Source organism: Peptoniphilus harei (assembly GCF_900454685.1).
Classification (GTDB): domain Bacteria; phylum Bacillota; class Clostridia; order Tissierellales; family Peptoniphilaceae; genus Peptoniphilus_A; species Peptoniphilus_A harei.
The window spans coordinates 1,074,970-1,088,423 of the sequence record NZ_UATM01000032.1 but is presented as its reverse complement, the minus strand read 5'-3'; the positions used below and the strand labels follow the sequence as shown (position 1 = coordinate 1,088,423).

The 13,454-nt window shown below is 34.3% G+C and carries 12 protein-coding genes, 11 tRNA genes and 1 rRNA gene; 2 read left to right on the top strand and 22 right to left on the bottom strand.

The annotated features are described in order from the left end of the window. Positions 1-130: 130 nt before the first annotated feature. The 6 genes from DRZ96_RS06630 to DRZ96_RS06605 all read right to left on the bottom strand — a co-directional run bounded on the left by DRZ96_RS06630 (position 131) and on the right by DRZ96_RS06605 (position 5,496). The gene (locus DRZ96_RS06630) at positions 131-1,159 is read right to left on the bottom strand and encodes a hypothetical protein (RefSeq protein ID WP_112890049.1); all 1,029 of its coding nucleotides are present in this window, start codon (positions 1,157-1,159) and stop codon (positions 131-133) included. An 83-nt stretch (positions 1,160-1,242) separates the two neighbouring features. Further along, on the bottom strand, positions 1,243-2,289 hold the full coding sequence (locus tag DRZ96_RS06625; RefSeq protein ID WP_112890581.1) for an ABC transporter substrate-binding protein: 1,047 nt from the start codon (positions 2,287-2,289) through the stop codon (positions 1,243-1,245). A 5-nt stretch (positions 2,290-2,294) separates the two neighbouring features. Then, positions 2,295-3,080, bottom strand: coding sequence for an ABC transporter permease (locus DRZ96_RS06620; protein WP_112890048.1), 786 nt, complete (start codon positions 3,078-3,080; stop codon positions 2,295-2,297). Beyond that, entirely contained in the window at positions 3,080-3,910 is an 831-nt protein-coding gene (locus tag DRZ96_RS06615; protein WP_112890047.1) for an ABC transporter permease, read from the bottom strand. The genes DRZ96_RS06620 and DRZ96_RS06615 overlap by 1 nt, the downstream gene beginning before the upstream one ends. Before the next feature lies 1 nt (position 3,911). Continuing rightward, entirely contained in the window at positions 3,912-4,946 is a 1,035-nt protein-coding gene (locus DRZ96_RS06610) for an ABC transporter ATP-binding protein (protein ID WP_112890046.1), read from the bottom strand. Between the two features lie 10 nt (positions 4,947-4,956). Next, positions 4,957-5,496, bottom strand: a complete 540-nt coding sequence (locus tag DRZ96_RS06605) for a helix-turn-helix domain-containing protein (protein ID WP_112890045.1) — start codon at positions 5,494-5,496, stop codon at positions 4,957-4,959. Between the two features lie 606 nt (positions 5,497-6,102). Between DRZ96_RS06605 and DRZ96_RS06600 the strand changes: the two genes are divergently transcribed. Continuing rightward, the gene (locus tag DRZ96_RS06600; protein ID WP_112890044.1) at positions 6,103-6,810 is read left to right on the top strand and encodes a heparan-alpha-glucosaminide N-acetyltransferase domain-containing protein; all 708 of its coding nucleotides are present in this window, start codon (positions 6,103-6,105) and stop codon (positions 6,808-6,810) included. On the opposite strand, the gene DRZ96_RS06595 is transcribed toward DRZ96_RS06600, so the two are convergent. The 4 genes from DRZ96_RS06595 to DRZ96_RS06580 are packed head-to-tail and all read right to left on the bottom strand — an operon-like array spanning position 6,811 to position 10,572. Next, on the bottom strand, positions 6,811-7,665 hold the full coding sequence (locus DRZ96_RS06595; RefSeq protein ID WP_112890043.1) for a TPM domain-containing protein: 855 nt from the start codon (positions 7,663-7,665) through the stop codon (positions 6,811-6,813). Between the two features lie 9 nt (positions 7,666-7,674). Further along, positions 7,675-8,247, bottom strand: coding sequence for a LemA family protein (locus DRZ96_RS06590; RefSeq protein ID WP_070700179.1), 573 nt, complete (start codon positions 8,245-8,247; stop codon positions 7,675-7,677). Next, positions 8,237-9,418 carry a tRNA uracil 4-sulfurtransferase ThiI gene (thiI, locus tag DRZ96_RS06585; RefSeq protein WP_112890042.1) on the bottom strand — a complete coding sequence of 394 codons (1,182 nt, stop codon included), beginning with the start codon at positions 9,416-9,418 and terminating at the stop codon, positions 8,237-8,239. The genes DRZ96_RS06590 and thiI overlap by 11 nt, the downstream gene beginning before the upstream one ends. Before the next feature lie 8 nt (positions 9,419-9,426). Then, on the bottom strand, positions 9,427-10,572 hold the full coding sequence (locus tag DRZ96_RS06580; RefSeq protein WP_112890041.1) for a cysteine desulfurase family protein: 1,146 nt from the start codon (positions 10,570-10,572) through the stop codon (positions 9,427-9,429). Positions 10,573-10,716: 144 nt separating this feature from the next. On the opposite strand from DRZ96_RS06580, the gene DRZ96_RS06575 reads away from it, so the two are divergent. Then, complete coding sequence (locus DRZ96_RS06575) at positions 10,717-11,685, top strand: ribonuclease H-like domain-containing protein (RefSeq protein ID WP_112890040.1); 969 nt, start codon at positions 10,717-10,719, stop codon at positions 11,683-11,685. Between the two features lie 349 nt (positions 11,686-12,034). Here the strand turns inward: DRZ96_RS06575 and DRZ96_RS06570 are convergent. The 12 genes from DRZ96_RS06570 to rrf form a co-directional block, all read right to left on the bottom strand. Further along, positions 12,035-12,121: transfer RNA gene (locus tag DRZ96_RS06570), tRNA-Leu, on the bottom strand. A gap of 41 nt (positions 12,122-12,162) precedes the next feature. Continuing rightward, positions 12,163-12,239, bottom strand: a tRNA-Arg gene (locus DRZ96_RS06565). 9 nt (positions 12,240-12,248) lie between these two features. Then, positions 12,249-12,323 (bottom strand) — tRNA-Gly (locus DRZ96_RS06560). A 24-nt stretch (positions 12,324-12,347) separates the two neighbouring features. Then, a tRNA-Tyr gene (locus DRZ96_RS06555) sits at positions 12,348-12,433 on the bottom strand. Between the two features lie 27 nt (positions 12,434-12,460). After that, positions 12,461-12,536 (bottom strand) — tRNA-Thr (locus tag DRZ96_RS06550). Positions 12,537-12,788: 252 nt separating this feature from the next. Continuing rightward, positions 12,789-12,865 (bottom strand) — tRNA-Asp (locus DRZ96_RS06545). A gap of 5 nt (positions 12,866-12,870) precedes the next feature. Further along, positions 12,871-12,946 (bottom strand) — tRNA-Val (locus tag DRZ96_RS06540). Between the two features lie 3 nt (positions 12,947-12,949). Beyond that, positions 12,950-13,024: transfer RNA gene (locus DRZ96_RS06535), tRNA-Glu, on the bottom strand. A gap of 10 nt (positions 13,025-13,034) precedes the next feature. Beyond that, positions 13,035-13,111 (bottom strand) — tRNA-Met (locus DRZ96_RS06530). 27 nt (positions 13,112-13,138) lie between these two features. Next, positions 13,139-13,227 (bottom strand) — tRNA-Leu (locus DRZ96_RS06525). Between the two features lie 12 nt (positions 13,228-13,239). Then, positions 13,240-13,314 (bottom strand) — tRNA-Asn (locus DRZ96_RS06520). 21 nt (positions 13,315-13,335) lie between these two features. Beyond that, positions 13,336-13,452: ribosomal RNA gene (rrf, locus tag DRZ96_RS06515) — 5S ribosomal RNA — on the bottom strand. Positions 13,453-13,454 lie beyond the last annotated feature (2 nt).

The window sequence follows — 13,454 nt, the reverse complement described above, 5'->3', positions numbered from 1 at the left end:
ATATCTAGGAGCTGATAAAAAATTATAAACTTTCAAAAATTTATTTTTACATTTTCAAAAGCTTACAAAATTCAATAAATTTTTTCAACAAAAAAAGCCCAATATAATATTGAGCTTTTTAAAAATTTACTTATCCAATAAATACTCTTGGTATAACAAAGAATACAAGTGAGAAAACAAAGTACATTAATAAAAATGCCACTGATTGTTTCATTTCCTTGTTGCCAAAAGTAAAGTCGCCGTCTGATGCAAGGAATCTTGCCGCTATTGAGGCAATAAGTCCCAAGATTGGATAGGCTATAAGGACACCAAGATTACTTGTTCCCTTGTCAATGAACCTATAAAAGGCAGGAATCATTAAGAATAGGGCTCCAAGATAGATTTGGAAATTTCCCCTATCAAACCAGATTAAAGCAATAACTCCTAGTGTTAGCACTAAGAAGATCACTGTAGAAGCTGTGTTAATTAGAGAAATTTTATTTATTAGTCCTTGGTTTATTAATTCAATCTTATTTACATAGTATCCAGAGTTTGTGTAGGCTTCTTTTACACTGTTGCTAGACTTAATTGATTCTGTCCAGTTTTCTACCTTTGCATTTGTAACAAAAATTGAAGCATCTTCAACCTTTTGTCCACCTGAAAAGTAAAGTGGGTTTGGCTTGTAGTAAACTGTAAATTCATATTCTCCAACTTTTTCCTTTAGGGCAAGTTTAACTTCACTCACTGCCTTAAAGTCCTTGTTATCTGTCTTGTTGTAAAAGTCCTTTACCTTTAATTTTAATTTTTCTTCGAAAAGAGATTTATTAATTTTGTCAAAGTCTCCCTTTAAGTTTACCTTTGACTTGCTAAAGCCAACTCCTTCGTCAAAGAAAATTTGTCTATTTGGTGTTCCCAAAATTCTTGCAGTTGAGTCTTCGCCTGTGTAATTAAATTTTATGTCGTATTTTATTAAATTTTCATTAGCTTCTTTTTCTAATGATCTAGAAACTTGTAAATTTTCTACTCCGTCAGCATTATTGAAAAGAATTCCGTCGAATTCCCTATTTACTTCTGCATTTGGCCACATAAGAGACTTACTGAAAAAAGCAGTTAGAGAAGCTAACATAAGTACTAGAATGAAAATTGCAAAAACCACAAGCTTTTTTATTCTCTCGTTCATTTTAAACCTCCATTATGAAAACATTTCGCTTAACTTACATGATATCACAAGGAGGCCTTAAAATAAACAAGTTTATTAGCATATTAAAGATTAGAAGCATTTATTTCTGTCCAGATTCTATCGTATACTTTAATAAAATCTCCTAGGTCTCTAAAGGATTCTAGTGATGGAAGTTTATCAAGATCTGGATAGGCAACCTTTGAGTTTTTAATTTCATCTGGTAAAAGGTCCTTTACTCCCTTAACTGGTGAAGTGTAACCTACGCAGTGTTCAACATTTTTTGCTTGAACTTCTTTTTCTAGCATATAATTTATAAATTTTTCTGCTCCCTCTACATTTTTTGCATTTTTTGGAATGACCATGGAGTCGTACCAAATGTTTGAGCCTTCTTTTGGAACAACATAGTCAAGGTCTTCATTTTGTTGCATCATAAGAAGGGCGTCACCTGAATACATTACAGATAGGTTGGCATCTCCTTGGACAACAACATCACGTCCATCATCATCTAGGTAAGCATAAACTAGTGGTTTTTGTTCTATTAGAGACTTTTTAGCTTCTTGAAGTTCCTTTTCACTTGTTGAATTTAGTGAATAACCAAGTCTCTTTAGGGCAACTCCTAGAGTATCTCTTTGAGAGTTATACATTATTATTTGGTCCTTATATTTTTCATTCCAAAGAATGTCCCATGAGTCAACCTTGTCTTTTACTTCTGCCTTGTTGTAGACAATACCAACTGTTCCCCAGAAGTAAGGTACTGAGTATTTGTTTTCTGGATCAAAAGTAGGATTTTTTAATATATCTTCTACATTTGCAAAGTTTGGAATATTTTCAAAGTTAATTTCTCTTACAAGACCTTCTTTTATAAGTCTTTCAATCATGTAGTCACTAGGAACAACTACATCATACTTATCTTGTGATTGAGTCATCTTGATATAAAGGTCTTCATTTGATGCATAAGTGTCGTAGTTAACCTTTATGCCTGTTTCCTTTTGAAAGTCCTTTAGGATTTGTGGGTCAATATATTCTCCCCAGTTGTAAACATAAATTTCTTCCTTTGCTGTTTCTTCTTTGCCACATCCTGTTAGGGAAAATACCATTAGGATTGCAAGTGATAAAATTATTTTTTTCATGTGTTTCATAGGTTTACCTCGATTTTTTTCATTTTTTCACTTCTCTTGTTTATTATTACAAGAAGAATTAAGAGTGCTACTAACATTAATGTTGATACTGCATTAATTGATGGGTTAATTCCCTTCCTCGCCATAGAGTAAATTGTTATTGAAAGGTTTGAAACTCCTTGGCCTGTGTTAAAGAAGGAAATTACAAAGTCATCTATGGAAAGTGTAAAGGACATTAGGGCTCCAGTTAAGATTGCAGGTTTTATTTGTGGAATCACCACATTTAATATTGCATAAGTTGGAGTTGCGCCTAGGTCTAGGGCTGCCTCCACTGTATTCTTTTGCAACTGGTTTAACTTTGGCAGTATGGAGAGAATAACATAAGGAATACAAAAGACAATATGTGAAATTATCATTGTTGTGTATCCCATTCTTATGTTAAAAAGTCCAAAGAGTCCCATAAGGGCAACTGCTGTCACAATGTCAGGGTTAATTACTGGTAGGTAATTTATATTTAGGATGGCATCCTTTTTAAAACCCCTAAGTTCATTTATGGAAATGGCTGAAATTGTCCCAACAATTGTAGAGATAACTGTTGCTACTACTGCTACTATAAGTGTAGTCCAAAGGGAAGATAAAATTGCTGGGTCAGAAAATAAATTTTTGTACCACTTTAGGGTAAAGCCTGCCCAAGATCCCCTTAGCTTGGAGTTGTTAAAACTAAAGACAACAAGAATTATAATTGGAGCATATAGGAATAAAAATATTAAAAATAAGTAAATTCTATCTATTATTTTTTTCATTATAAGCCACCTCCTATTTCATTAGTTTTAATTTTTCCATTAAATAATTTTGGAAGTAAAAGAATTAAAAGCATGATTACAATTAGGATCATGGAAATTGCAGAACCAAAGCCCCAGTCTCCTGTGAAGGTAAATTGTTTTTCAATTAGGTTTCCTATTAGGTAGAAGTTGTTTCCTCCCAAGAGGTTTGGCACAACAAAAGTTGAAATTGCTGGTATAAAAACCATAGTTATTCCTGTGTAAATTCCTGGTAGAGAAAGTGGGAGAATAACTTTAATAAAAACTTCAAAGTCGTTGGCTCCCAGGTCCTTTGCTGCTTCAATTAATTTTTTATCCATCTTTAATAATACTGTATAAATTGGCAGAACCATAAAGGGCAAGAAATTGTAAACCATACCTATCATTATGGCCTTGGAGTTGTACATAAGGTCCCAGGGACCCCATCCAAAAAGTCCTATAAATTTATTTATCAATCCCTTGTTGCCAAGAAGTGTAAGCCAGGCATAAGTCCTTAGTAAGAAGTTCATCCACATTGGGATTATAAAAATCAAAATCATGTTGTTTCTTACTTTTTCCCCCATTTGTGAAATTATATAGGCTACTGGGTAGCCAATAAGGAGGCAAAATATAGTGGAAACTCCTGCCAATACAAGAGATGTAATTAAAATCTTTACATAAAGTGGTTCAAAAAACCTTGAGAAATTGTCTAGGGTAAAGGCAAAGTCTGCCAGGTCTGTGTTGGCACTAAAAGCGTGGGCAAGTATTAAAAATAGTGGGAAAACAATAAATACTAGGCCCCAAAATAAATATATTAGTGAAAATTTTTTCATTTTAGCTCAACCTCATAACGTGGATAAGGTCTGGTTTGATTACTATGCCTGTTTTTTCTCCCACTTCTCTTTTTTCTGTTGATTGAACAAGCATGGAGTAACCATCAATATCTACAGTCATTTCATAGTGAACTCCCTTGAAGACAAGACTTGTCACAGTCCCTTCAATTTGGTAGTTCTCATCAACCAAAAGCACATCTTCAGGTCTTACTACAACTTCAACATCTTCGTTGGCTCTAAATCCCTTGTCAACGCAAGGAAAATCGTAATCTAAAAATCTTACCTTGAAGTCTTCAAGCATCCTTCCCTTAATAATATTAGACTCACCAATAAAATCTGCTACAAAGGCATTCTTTGGTTCGTTATAAATATTTATTGGGCTATCCATTTGTTGGATTTCACCATTATTTAGGACAACAACAGTATCACTCATGGAAAGAGCCTCTTCTTGATCATGAGTAACGTAGATAAAAGTTATACCAACGCTTTTTTGAATTCTCTTAAGCTCAATTTGCATGGCTTGTCTAAGTTTTAAGTCAAGGGCACCAAGAGGTTCGTCAAGCAAGAGTACATCTGGTTCATTGACAAGGGCCCTTGCAATGGCAATCCTCTGTTGTTGACCTCCTGATAAGGATTCAATTTCCCTGTTTTCAAAACCAGAAAGATTAACAAGTTTTAAAACCTCACTTACCTTTTCCTTGATGACTTTCTTGTCCATTTTTTTTATTTTTAAACCAAAGGCAATGTTTTCAAAGACATTCATATGGGGAAAGAGGGCGTATTTTTGAAAAACTGTGTTAATCCTTCTTTCATAGGCTTCCTTATTTGTTATGTCTTCTCCATTAAAAAGAATTTGTCCCTCATCTGGCTCTTCAAAACCACCGATTAACCTCAAAATTGTAGTTTTACCACAGCCTGATGGTCCTAAAATCGTAAGGAACTCGTCTTTTTTTACCTTAAAATCAAAGTTTTCTAAAATTACATTGTCACCAAAGGACTTACTAATATTTTTTAATTCAATTACATAATTTTCCATAATTCACCGCCTAAAAATTTGGTGGAGATGATATCCACAAAATCTCAGTTTCACACTTTCCTTCATTTTTTAAGTAATGGGACTTGTTGGCTTTAAAATAAAAGCACTCTCCCTTTTTCACCTTGTATTCTTCTTTTCCATAAAAAAGTTTCACCGAACCCCTTAGGACATAGCCAAACTCTTCGCCCTCATAGGGCTGGACTTCTTTTGAAGTCCCTCCTGCTTTAAGCAAGACCCTCATGGGCTCCATTTGGTTTTTCTGTGCATTGGGCACAACCCAATCAAGGACATAACCAAGCTCTTCATTATCACTTTCAAAGAAGTCCTCTTCCTTAAAAATTATTTTTTCATTCTCTTCCCTCTTAAAGAAAAGGCTGGGATCAGTCCCAAGGGCCTCCAAGATATCTAAAAGAGAGTCAACAGATGGTGATGTCAAATCTCTTTCAATTTGAGAAATAAAACCCTTAGTGAGTTCAGACCTGTCAGCCAGCTCTTCTTGTGTAAGTCCCTTTTCAATTCTCATTTCTTTTATTTTATTTCCAATCTTCATTGCATCACCTATAATATTAAACAAATTACTTAAATTATTAAACTCATTAGAGTATAAATCTTAAGATATTTAAAGTCAATAGATTATATAATTTATTTTATTAAATTTTTTGTAAAATATAATTTACTAAATAATTTTATTTTATAATCATTTTCTTCTTGCTTCCACTTTGTGTCTAATATATTTTATTTATTAAGGAGGGACTTATGAAAAATTTTTTAATTTTTATTTTTGGAATTCTAACAGGGTTTCTTTTAAAGGGATTTTACATCTATCTTATGACTAAATAATATTAAATAAAAAACTGGACGAGAATAAATATTTCTCATCCAAGATATTTCTATTACTTGATAAGTTTCATGAATTAATGAATTTTTAGGACTTAGTATATTTTTATGGTTAAAGTTTTTTTGATTCTTAATAAGATTTTATGACTCCATAATCTTTTATGACTTCATAATATTTTATTAAATTACAATTTTTTACTACTTCATAACTTTTTACTACTTCATAATTTTTTACTACTTTATAATTTTTTACCAAGTCAAAAACTTCATCTTACTTTCCTCTTCCTTATTTGTGTTATAATTTTTCTGAGGTGTAAGAATGGATACTATTAAGAAAAGATACAATGCCATAGATTTTTTGCGTGGCTTCACTATTATAAGCATGATAATTTATCATGGTCTATTTGACCTTGAAAATTTTTATGGATTTGATTTCAATCACAATTTTTATTACTTTCAGCAGTATATATGTATTTCCTTTATTTTGATTTCTGGTTACTCAACCCACTTTTCTAATAATTTCAAGAAGAAGTTTCTAATCTTATGTGGCCTTTCTCTCTTGATTACTCTTGGGTCCTACGTATTTTCTAAAGAAGATGCAATTTATTTTGGGATCATTCATTTCTTTGCTGGTGCCACCTTAATTCACATACTTATAAAAAAATACATAAAAAAAATAAATCCAAAGCTTGGACTTATTATAAATACTATTTTATTTGTAAGTCTAAAGAGAATTTATTATGGAAGTATCTTTTTTGGAAAGCTTATTCCACCAAAGGCACTTTATGATCTAAACCTATTTATCCTTGGTCTTCCTAGCGAAAACTTTTCATCAGGTGACTACTTCCCTATAATTCCCTGGATATTTTTATTTTACATGGGCTACTTTCTCTTTGACTTCATAAAATTTACAAAAAAAGAAGCCTCCCACAATATTATAAATATCATGGGTAGGCATTCTCTTTTAATTTATTTCCTCCATCAAATTATTTTGATTGGAATTTTCTCTCTTATCTTTGGCTTTTGATTAAATTCTTCCGCTGGCGCCACCGCCACCAGAAGAACCTCCTCCGCCGAAGCCTCCAAAGCCTCCGCCGCCAAAACCACCAGATGATCCACCGAAACCACCTGATCCTCCGAAGCCACCATAGCCTCCAAAGGAACCTGGTCCCCAGAAAATCACTGGTCTTTGTCTTCTTCTCCTGCTTCCTGGTCCACTTCCGCCGCCAGGTCCTCCTCCATTTTTATTTCTAAAAATCAAGGAAATTATAAAAATAATTATGATTAATCTTATAATGGGAACCAATGATAGAAATAAATTATCATCATAATCGTCCTCAGAATAATCAATGGCTTCTTGTGGCTCTCTTGCCACAATGTCAACTCCATATTCTCCCTCATATAATTTTATAATTTGTGCATATCCTTCAAGCACTGCCTTTTCAAAGGGCCTGTCATTTTCATTTTCAGCAACAACTTTTCCCATTGCCCTAATAATTCGCGATGCATAGGCATCGGGAACAAATCCCTCTGCTCCATAACCTGGTTCAATTTTTACCAGCCTATCATTATCATCGAGTAGGGCAAGGAGGATTAGGACTCCATTGTCCTTATCCTTGTCGCCAATTTTTATATCATTAAAAATCTTTGTGGCGTATTCTTCAAGGGAGTAGCCTTCTAAGCTATTGACTATGACAACCCCTATCTCCCCACCTGTCTTCTTTTTAAGATCATAAGTGGTTTTGTTGAGATAGTCTATGGTCTCTTGACTAAGGGTATTTGTCTCATCATAAACATTGTAGGACATTTGGTCCTTATCAAAGGCATAGACGTTAAAGACCAGGGTGAAGACAAATAAAATTGTAGCTAACAATTTTTTCATAGCTATCACCTAAAACTTAACTTCTGGTACTTGATTGTCCTTTTCTGAAACTTCAAAATAATCTCTTGGTCCAAAACCTAAAATTTTTGCAATAATATTTGTTGGGAACCTTCTAACCTTTTGATTGTAAAGCTTAACTGTGTCGTTATATCTCATTCTTTCTGTGGCAATCCTATTTTCAGTTCCTTCAAGTTGGGCTTGTAGGTCTAGGAAGTTTTGGTTTGCCTTTAATTCTGGATAATTTTCCACAACAACATTAAGTCTTCCAATAGCTTCTGTCAAATTATCATTAGCTTCAGCAAGTTCCTTAGGTGTAGATGCTTCAGAAACTCCTGCACGAGCCTTAGTAATTTCTGTGAAAGTTTCCTTTTCGTGACCTGCGTATCCCTTAACAGTTTCTACTATATTTGGAATTAAGTCAGCACGTCTTTTTACTTGGTTTTGGACTTGTGCCCAAGCACCATTTACATCTTCATCTAGCTTAACTAGATTGTTCCATTGGCCACCGAAGAAAATTGCAATTACAACAACTATGGCTATAATGGCAACTATTCCTACAGCGCCCTTATTTTTATTCTTCATCGCTTCCTCCTATTTTTTCAATTTTCATTTTGCCTATGGCTTCTTCAACAAGCTTGTCACAGTCAAGTGGCTCTTCAGACTTTTCTATTCCCTCAATGCTTGGTGTCAAAAGTGGATGTTTTGGCAGGAATACTGTACAGCAATCTTCATAAGGAAGGATTGATGTTTCATAAGTATCAATATCCTTGGCAATATCAATTATATTTACCTTGTCCATGCCAATAAGGGGTCTAAAGACAATCTTGTCTGTTATAGCGTCAGTTACCTTGAGTCCGTCAATAGTTTGTGATGCAACTTGTCCCAGATTTTCACCTGTTATAATACAATCATAACCATTGTCTCTTGCAATCTTATCTGCAACCCTCATCATAAATCTTCTAGATATAATAGTCATTTCGTCTTCAGGACAATTAATATTTATTTCCTTTTGTATATCCAAGATGTTTACTGAATAGAAAGTCAAGTCTCCTGAGAAGTTTGAAATGTCTTCTGCAAGTTTTTTTACCTTTTCCTCTGCTCTTTCAGATGTGAAAGGATAAGAATGGAAGTGGAGGCAATCCACAAGAACTCCTCTTTTTGCCATTAAAAATCCTGCAACTGGAGAGTCTATTCCTCCTGATAGGAGAAGAAGTCCCCTACCATTTGTTCCTGTTGGAAGTCCACCATGGGCCTTAATCTTATCTACATAGATATAGGTATCCTTTTTCAAATCGCAGTAAACATAAAAGTCTGGATTGTGGACGTCAACCTTGATGTCGAAGTTCTTTAAGACCATGCCACCAATTTTTGCAGAAATTTCCATGGAATTAAGTGGAAACTTCTTGTCTCCCCTATTTGTCTTAACCTTAAAAGTCTTGTATTCTGGATGGTCTTTTAAAGTTTCATCTACAATCTTTACAACTGCTTCTTCTATTGTCTCCCAATCTCTTTCCACTTGGTAAGTTGGGGCAATGTAGACAATACCAAAGACGTGTTTTAGCCTGTTTATTAATTTTTCTTCATTGTCACTTGTAACTTCAACATAAATTTTTCCCATGTTGTGGTAAATTTTTCCATGGTCAAGATTTCTTAGGTTTCTCTTAACAGATTTTATTAACTTTTCTATAAACCTATGTCTATTTTTCCCCTTGAGGATTACTTCCCCAAGAGAAAGTGCCATAACTTTTTTCATTCAATCACCTATCTCATTATTTTTCTTATTTCATCAACGTATTTTACTAATTTTTCTACAAAAATATCTATATCTTCTTCTGTCGTATCCTTGGAAGTACAAATCCTTATAGTTCCCTCAGCATACTTATCTGAAAGTCCAATTTGTTCAAGAGTTGTGGACTTATGAGTTCCATTAGAAGTGCAGGCAGAGGCTGTTGAAATATAAATTTCATCTCCTTCTAGGTAGTGAAGAAGAACTTCTGCCCTAATATCCAATATAGAGAGAGATACAATAAAATCTGTAGAATCTTCTGGAGTGTTTATCTTATAATCCTTAAGATTTTCTTCTAACTTTTTAAGTAAATATTCTTTAATTTCCTTTGCATGGGCAAGTCTCTTGTCTAGATCCCTCTTTGTAAGTTCACAAGCCTTGCCAAAGCCAAGGATACCTGGCACATTTTCTGTTCCAGACCTAAGGCCCTTTTCTTGACCTCCACCAATTACAAGACTATTTATATTTACATCCTTTCTCTTGTAAAGGGCGCCCATTCCCTTAGGGCCATAAATCTTGTGAGATGAAAAAGAAAAAGTATGGCAGCCAAGGTCCTTAACATTGACAGGAATCTTTCCAACAGCTTGAACTCCATCAACGTGACAAAAGACATCTTTATTAATAGACTTGGCTATTTCAAAAATTTTCTTGACCTTGTTAACAGTTCCAAGTTCATTGTGAACATATATAAGGGATACTAAAATTGTGTCTTCGTCCATGACTTCTTTAAATTTTTCTAGGTCCACAGCACCAGTTTCATCTACATCAAGATATACTACATCATAACCCTTTTCCCTGTAGTGTTTAAATTGGTCGTCAATAGATGCATGTTCAATGGCAGAGGTAATTATCTTCTTGCCCCTTCTCTTGTTTTTTTCTATGGCACCATGAATGGCAATGTTGTTACTTTCAGTTCCGCCTGATGTGAAATAAATTTCATCAGCCTGAGTCTCAATAAGGCTTGCTGCATTTTTTCTAGCTACTTCTATTTCCTTTTCAACCTTGTGACCAAAGATGTGAAGTGATGATGGATTTGCAAAGTCATCAGTTAACGCCTTCATCATTACTTCAACAACTTCCTTGTCTGGTTTTGTTGTTGCACAATTATCTAAATATATCATATAACTTCCTTCTATCTAATTATAAGTTTCTACTAATTCTATATTATAACACGACTTCATAGGTGATTTCTAACCTCTGGACCATTTATCCGAAATTTTATAATAATAAAAATTTTTTAATGTTATACTTAAATTGGTGATAATGTGAAAGTTATAGAAAGAAAAATTTCTCCACCAAAGAGAAATTATATAAAAATAGAAACATCAGGACTCTCGAGAGACTTGGATTCAATTATATCTATTGGTCTCGCTCTAAAGTCCTCTGAAAAGATAAAATTTTATTATGTGGAAAGTTTTAAGGACGAGAGAACACTCTTGGGAGAAGTCCTTCCTATTATTGAAGACAAAGAATTTACAACTTATTCTGGCAAGGCCTTTGACCTTAAATTTTTAAAAACAAAGTGTCAAATGTACTTCTCAAAAGATATTGACTTTAATTTTATAGATCTTCAAGAAGTGACAAAGACTTACAACTTTATATTCAAACTCTCATCACATTCTAATAAGGACTTGTTGAAAAACTTCGTAGATTCTTTTGATTCATCAAGTGAGTGGACCTACCAGGGAATAAAAATAAAATCTCTTTTTAAGAAATTTATAGAAGGTGATGAAGCTTCTATGGATAGGATCTTAGACTACTCCTTTGAAAGCCTTAAGAACTTAATATTATTAGACGATAATATAAGAAATAGCTTGAAATCTAAGTTGAGTTTTAAAATTTTAAATTATAAATTTATTTTAGAAAGCTTTGAACTCTTAGGCAATACCATAGAGTTAAGAGGAAAGACAAATTATTCAGAAGAATACTTTGCATCGAGAGGACTTTATTCACTAGAAATTTTTAATTTAATAGAAAATAAAGAAGACTATTTAGAACTTACAGGATATCCGAAAAGTTTCATTTTAAAAATCAATACTGAAGATGGCTTATATGATGAAGACAATAAATGTTTCTTCATTCTTAAGAAAGACCTTAATCTAAAATTAGAAAACAAAAGTAATATAAAAAGTCCAGCTAAAATTTTAATTTTATATTACAAGGAACATATATTTGAAAATCAAAAAGACTTGTGTGAGAAAATATTGAATTTAGAATTAAATAAAAAAGTCTAAGAGTAGATAATGATTCATGATTTTTTATAAAGTAATTATTAGTCATTTAAGTATAATTTTTTAAGTTTATAATTAAGTAAATTAAATATCTAAAAGATTTATAATTAACTGTAACAAAAAGGCTTGGAATAATCCAAGCCTTTTACACTTTATATTAATTTTTTTACTTTCTAGCTAATTTCTAACTTATAAAAAAATCAAAATCCACTAATCTTAAATGAAACTATCTATTATAATTATTTTGAAATTAATAATTTTACTTCATCTAAAAGATTTTTTTTACTTTTACAATTTTTAAATAATTAAAAATCCAATGAAAAAAGACTACTTAATCAATAAGTAGTCTTCCTGGTGCAGAAAGAGGGACTTGAACCCTCACGCGATTTCTCGCACATGCCCCTCAAACATGCCTGTCTGCCGATTCCAGCACTCCTGCATGAGCAAAAAAAAGCTTGTAATAAAAATTACAAGTTTTTGTGGCGTATCCTAGAGGATTCGAACCCCCGACCTTCTGGTCCGTAGCCAGACGCTCTATCCAGCTGAGCTAAGGATACATAAAAAAATGGAGCGGATGACGAGATTCGAACTCGCGACCCTCGCCTTGGCAAGGCGATGCTCTACCACTGAGCCACATCCGCATAAATAATTTTTTATAGAATTTTTGGTGGAGGAGAGTGGATTTGAACCACTGAAAGTTAAACTAACGGATTTACAGTCCGTCCCCTTTGGCCAACTCGGGAACTCCTCCATGTAAGTCCCTAATAATAAGATTTTTTGGAGCTGGTGGGAGGACTTGAACCCCTAACCTACTGATTACAAGTCAGTTGCTCTACCAATTGAGCTACACCAGCTTAATTAGTTTTTTAATTAATAAACTCTCTAATTTTATTAGTTCTTATTGTTTTTTACAACCAATCAACCTTCGCTTTCGCTCGGTTTCTTGGGAAGCTCAATGGCAAAACCTTTAGCAAATCAAAGATTTGGTCGGTTTTGCATAAGTTCGAGTGAACAAAATCAAAGATTTTGACTCTCACTTAACCTACACCAGCATTTCACTTATTAATGATAACATATTTGAAGTAAATTTGCTACATAAATTTAATTGGCGACCTGGATCGGGTTCGAACCGACGACCTCCAGCGTGACAGGCTGGCATTCTAACCAACTGAACTACCAGGCCCAATTTGGTGGACACAATAGGGCTCGAACCTATGACCCCCTGCTTGTAAGGCAGATGCTCTCCCAACTGAGCTATGCGTCCATCTGGTGACCCTGCCGGGAATCGAACCCGGGATACCACCGTGAAAGGGTGGTGTCTTAACCGCTTGACCACAGGGCCTTATTTAATTTGGTAGCGGGAGAAGGATTTGAACCTCCGACCTTCGGGTTATGAGCCCGACGAGCTACCATGCTGCTCCATCCCGCGTCATTTGTACCCGGCTACTATTTCTTTTGGTGCCGAGAATCGGAATCGAACCGATACGGTGTTTAACCACCGCAGGATTTTAAGTCCTGTGCGTCTGCCAGTTCCGCCACCCCGGCTTGTTTTTTAAATGGCTCTCAGGGTGGGACTCGAACCCACAGCCTACCGGTTAACAGCCGGTTGCTCCACCATTGAGCTACCTAAGACTATTGGGGACTTTTGTCCCTTACTGGCGATAACTTACTCTCCCAGGTCGTTGCCAACCAAGTACCATCAGCGGACTAATGCTTAACTTCTGTGTTCGGTATGGGTACAGGTGTGTCCATTGTCCTATTCTCACCAGATT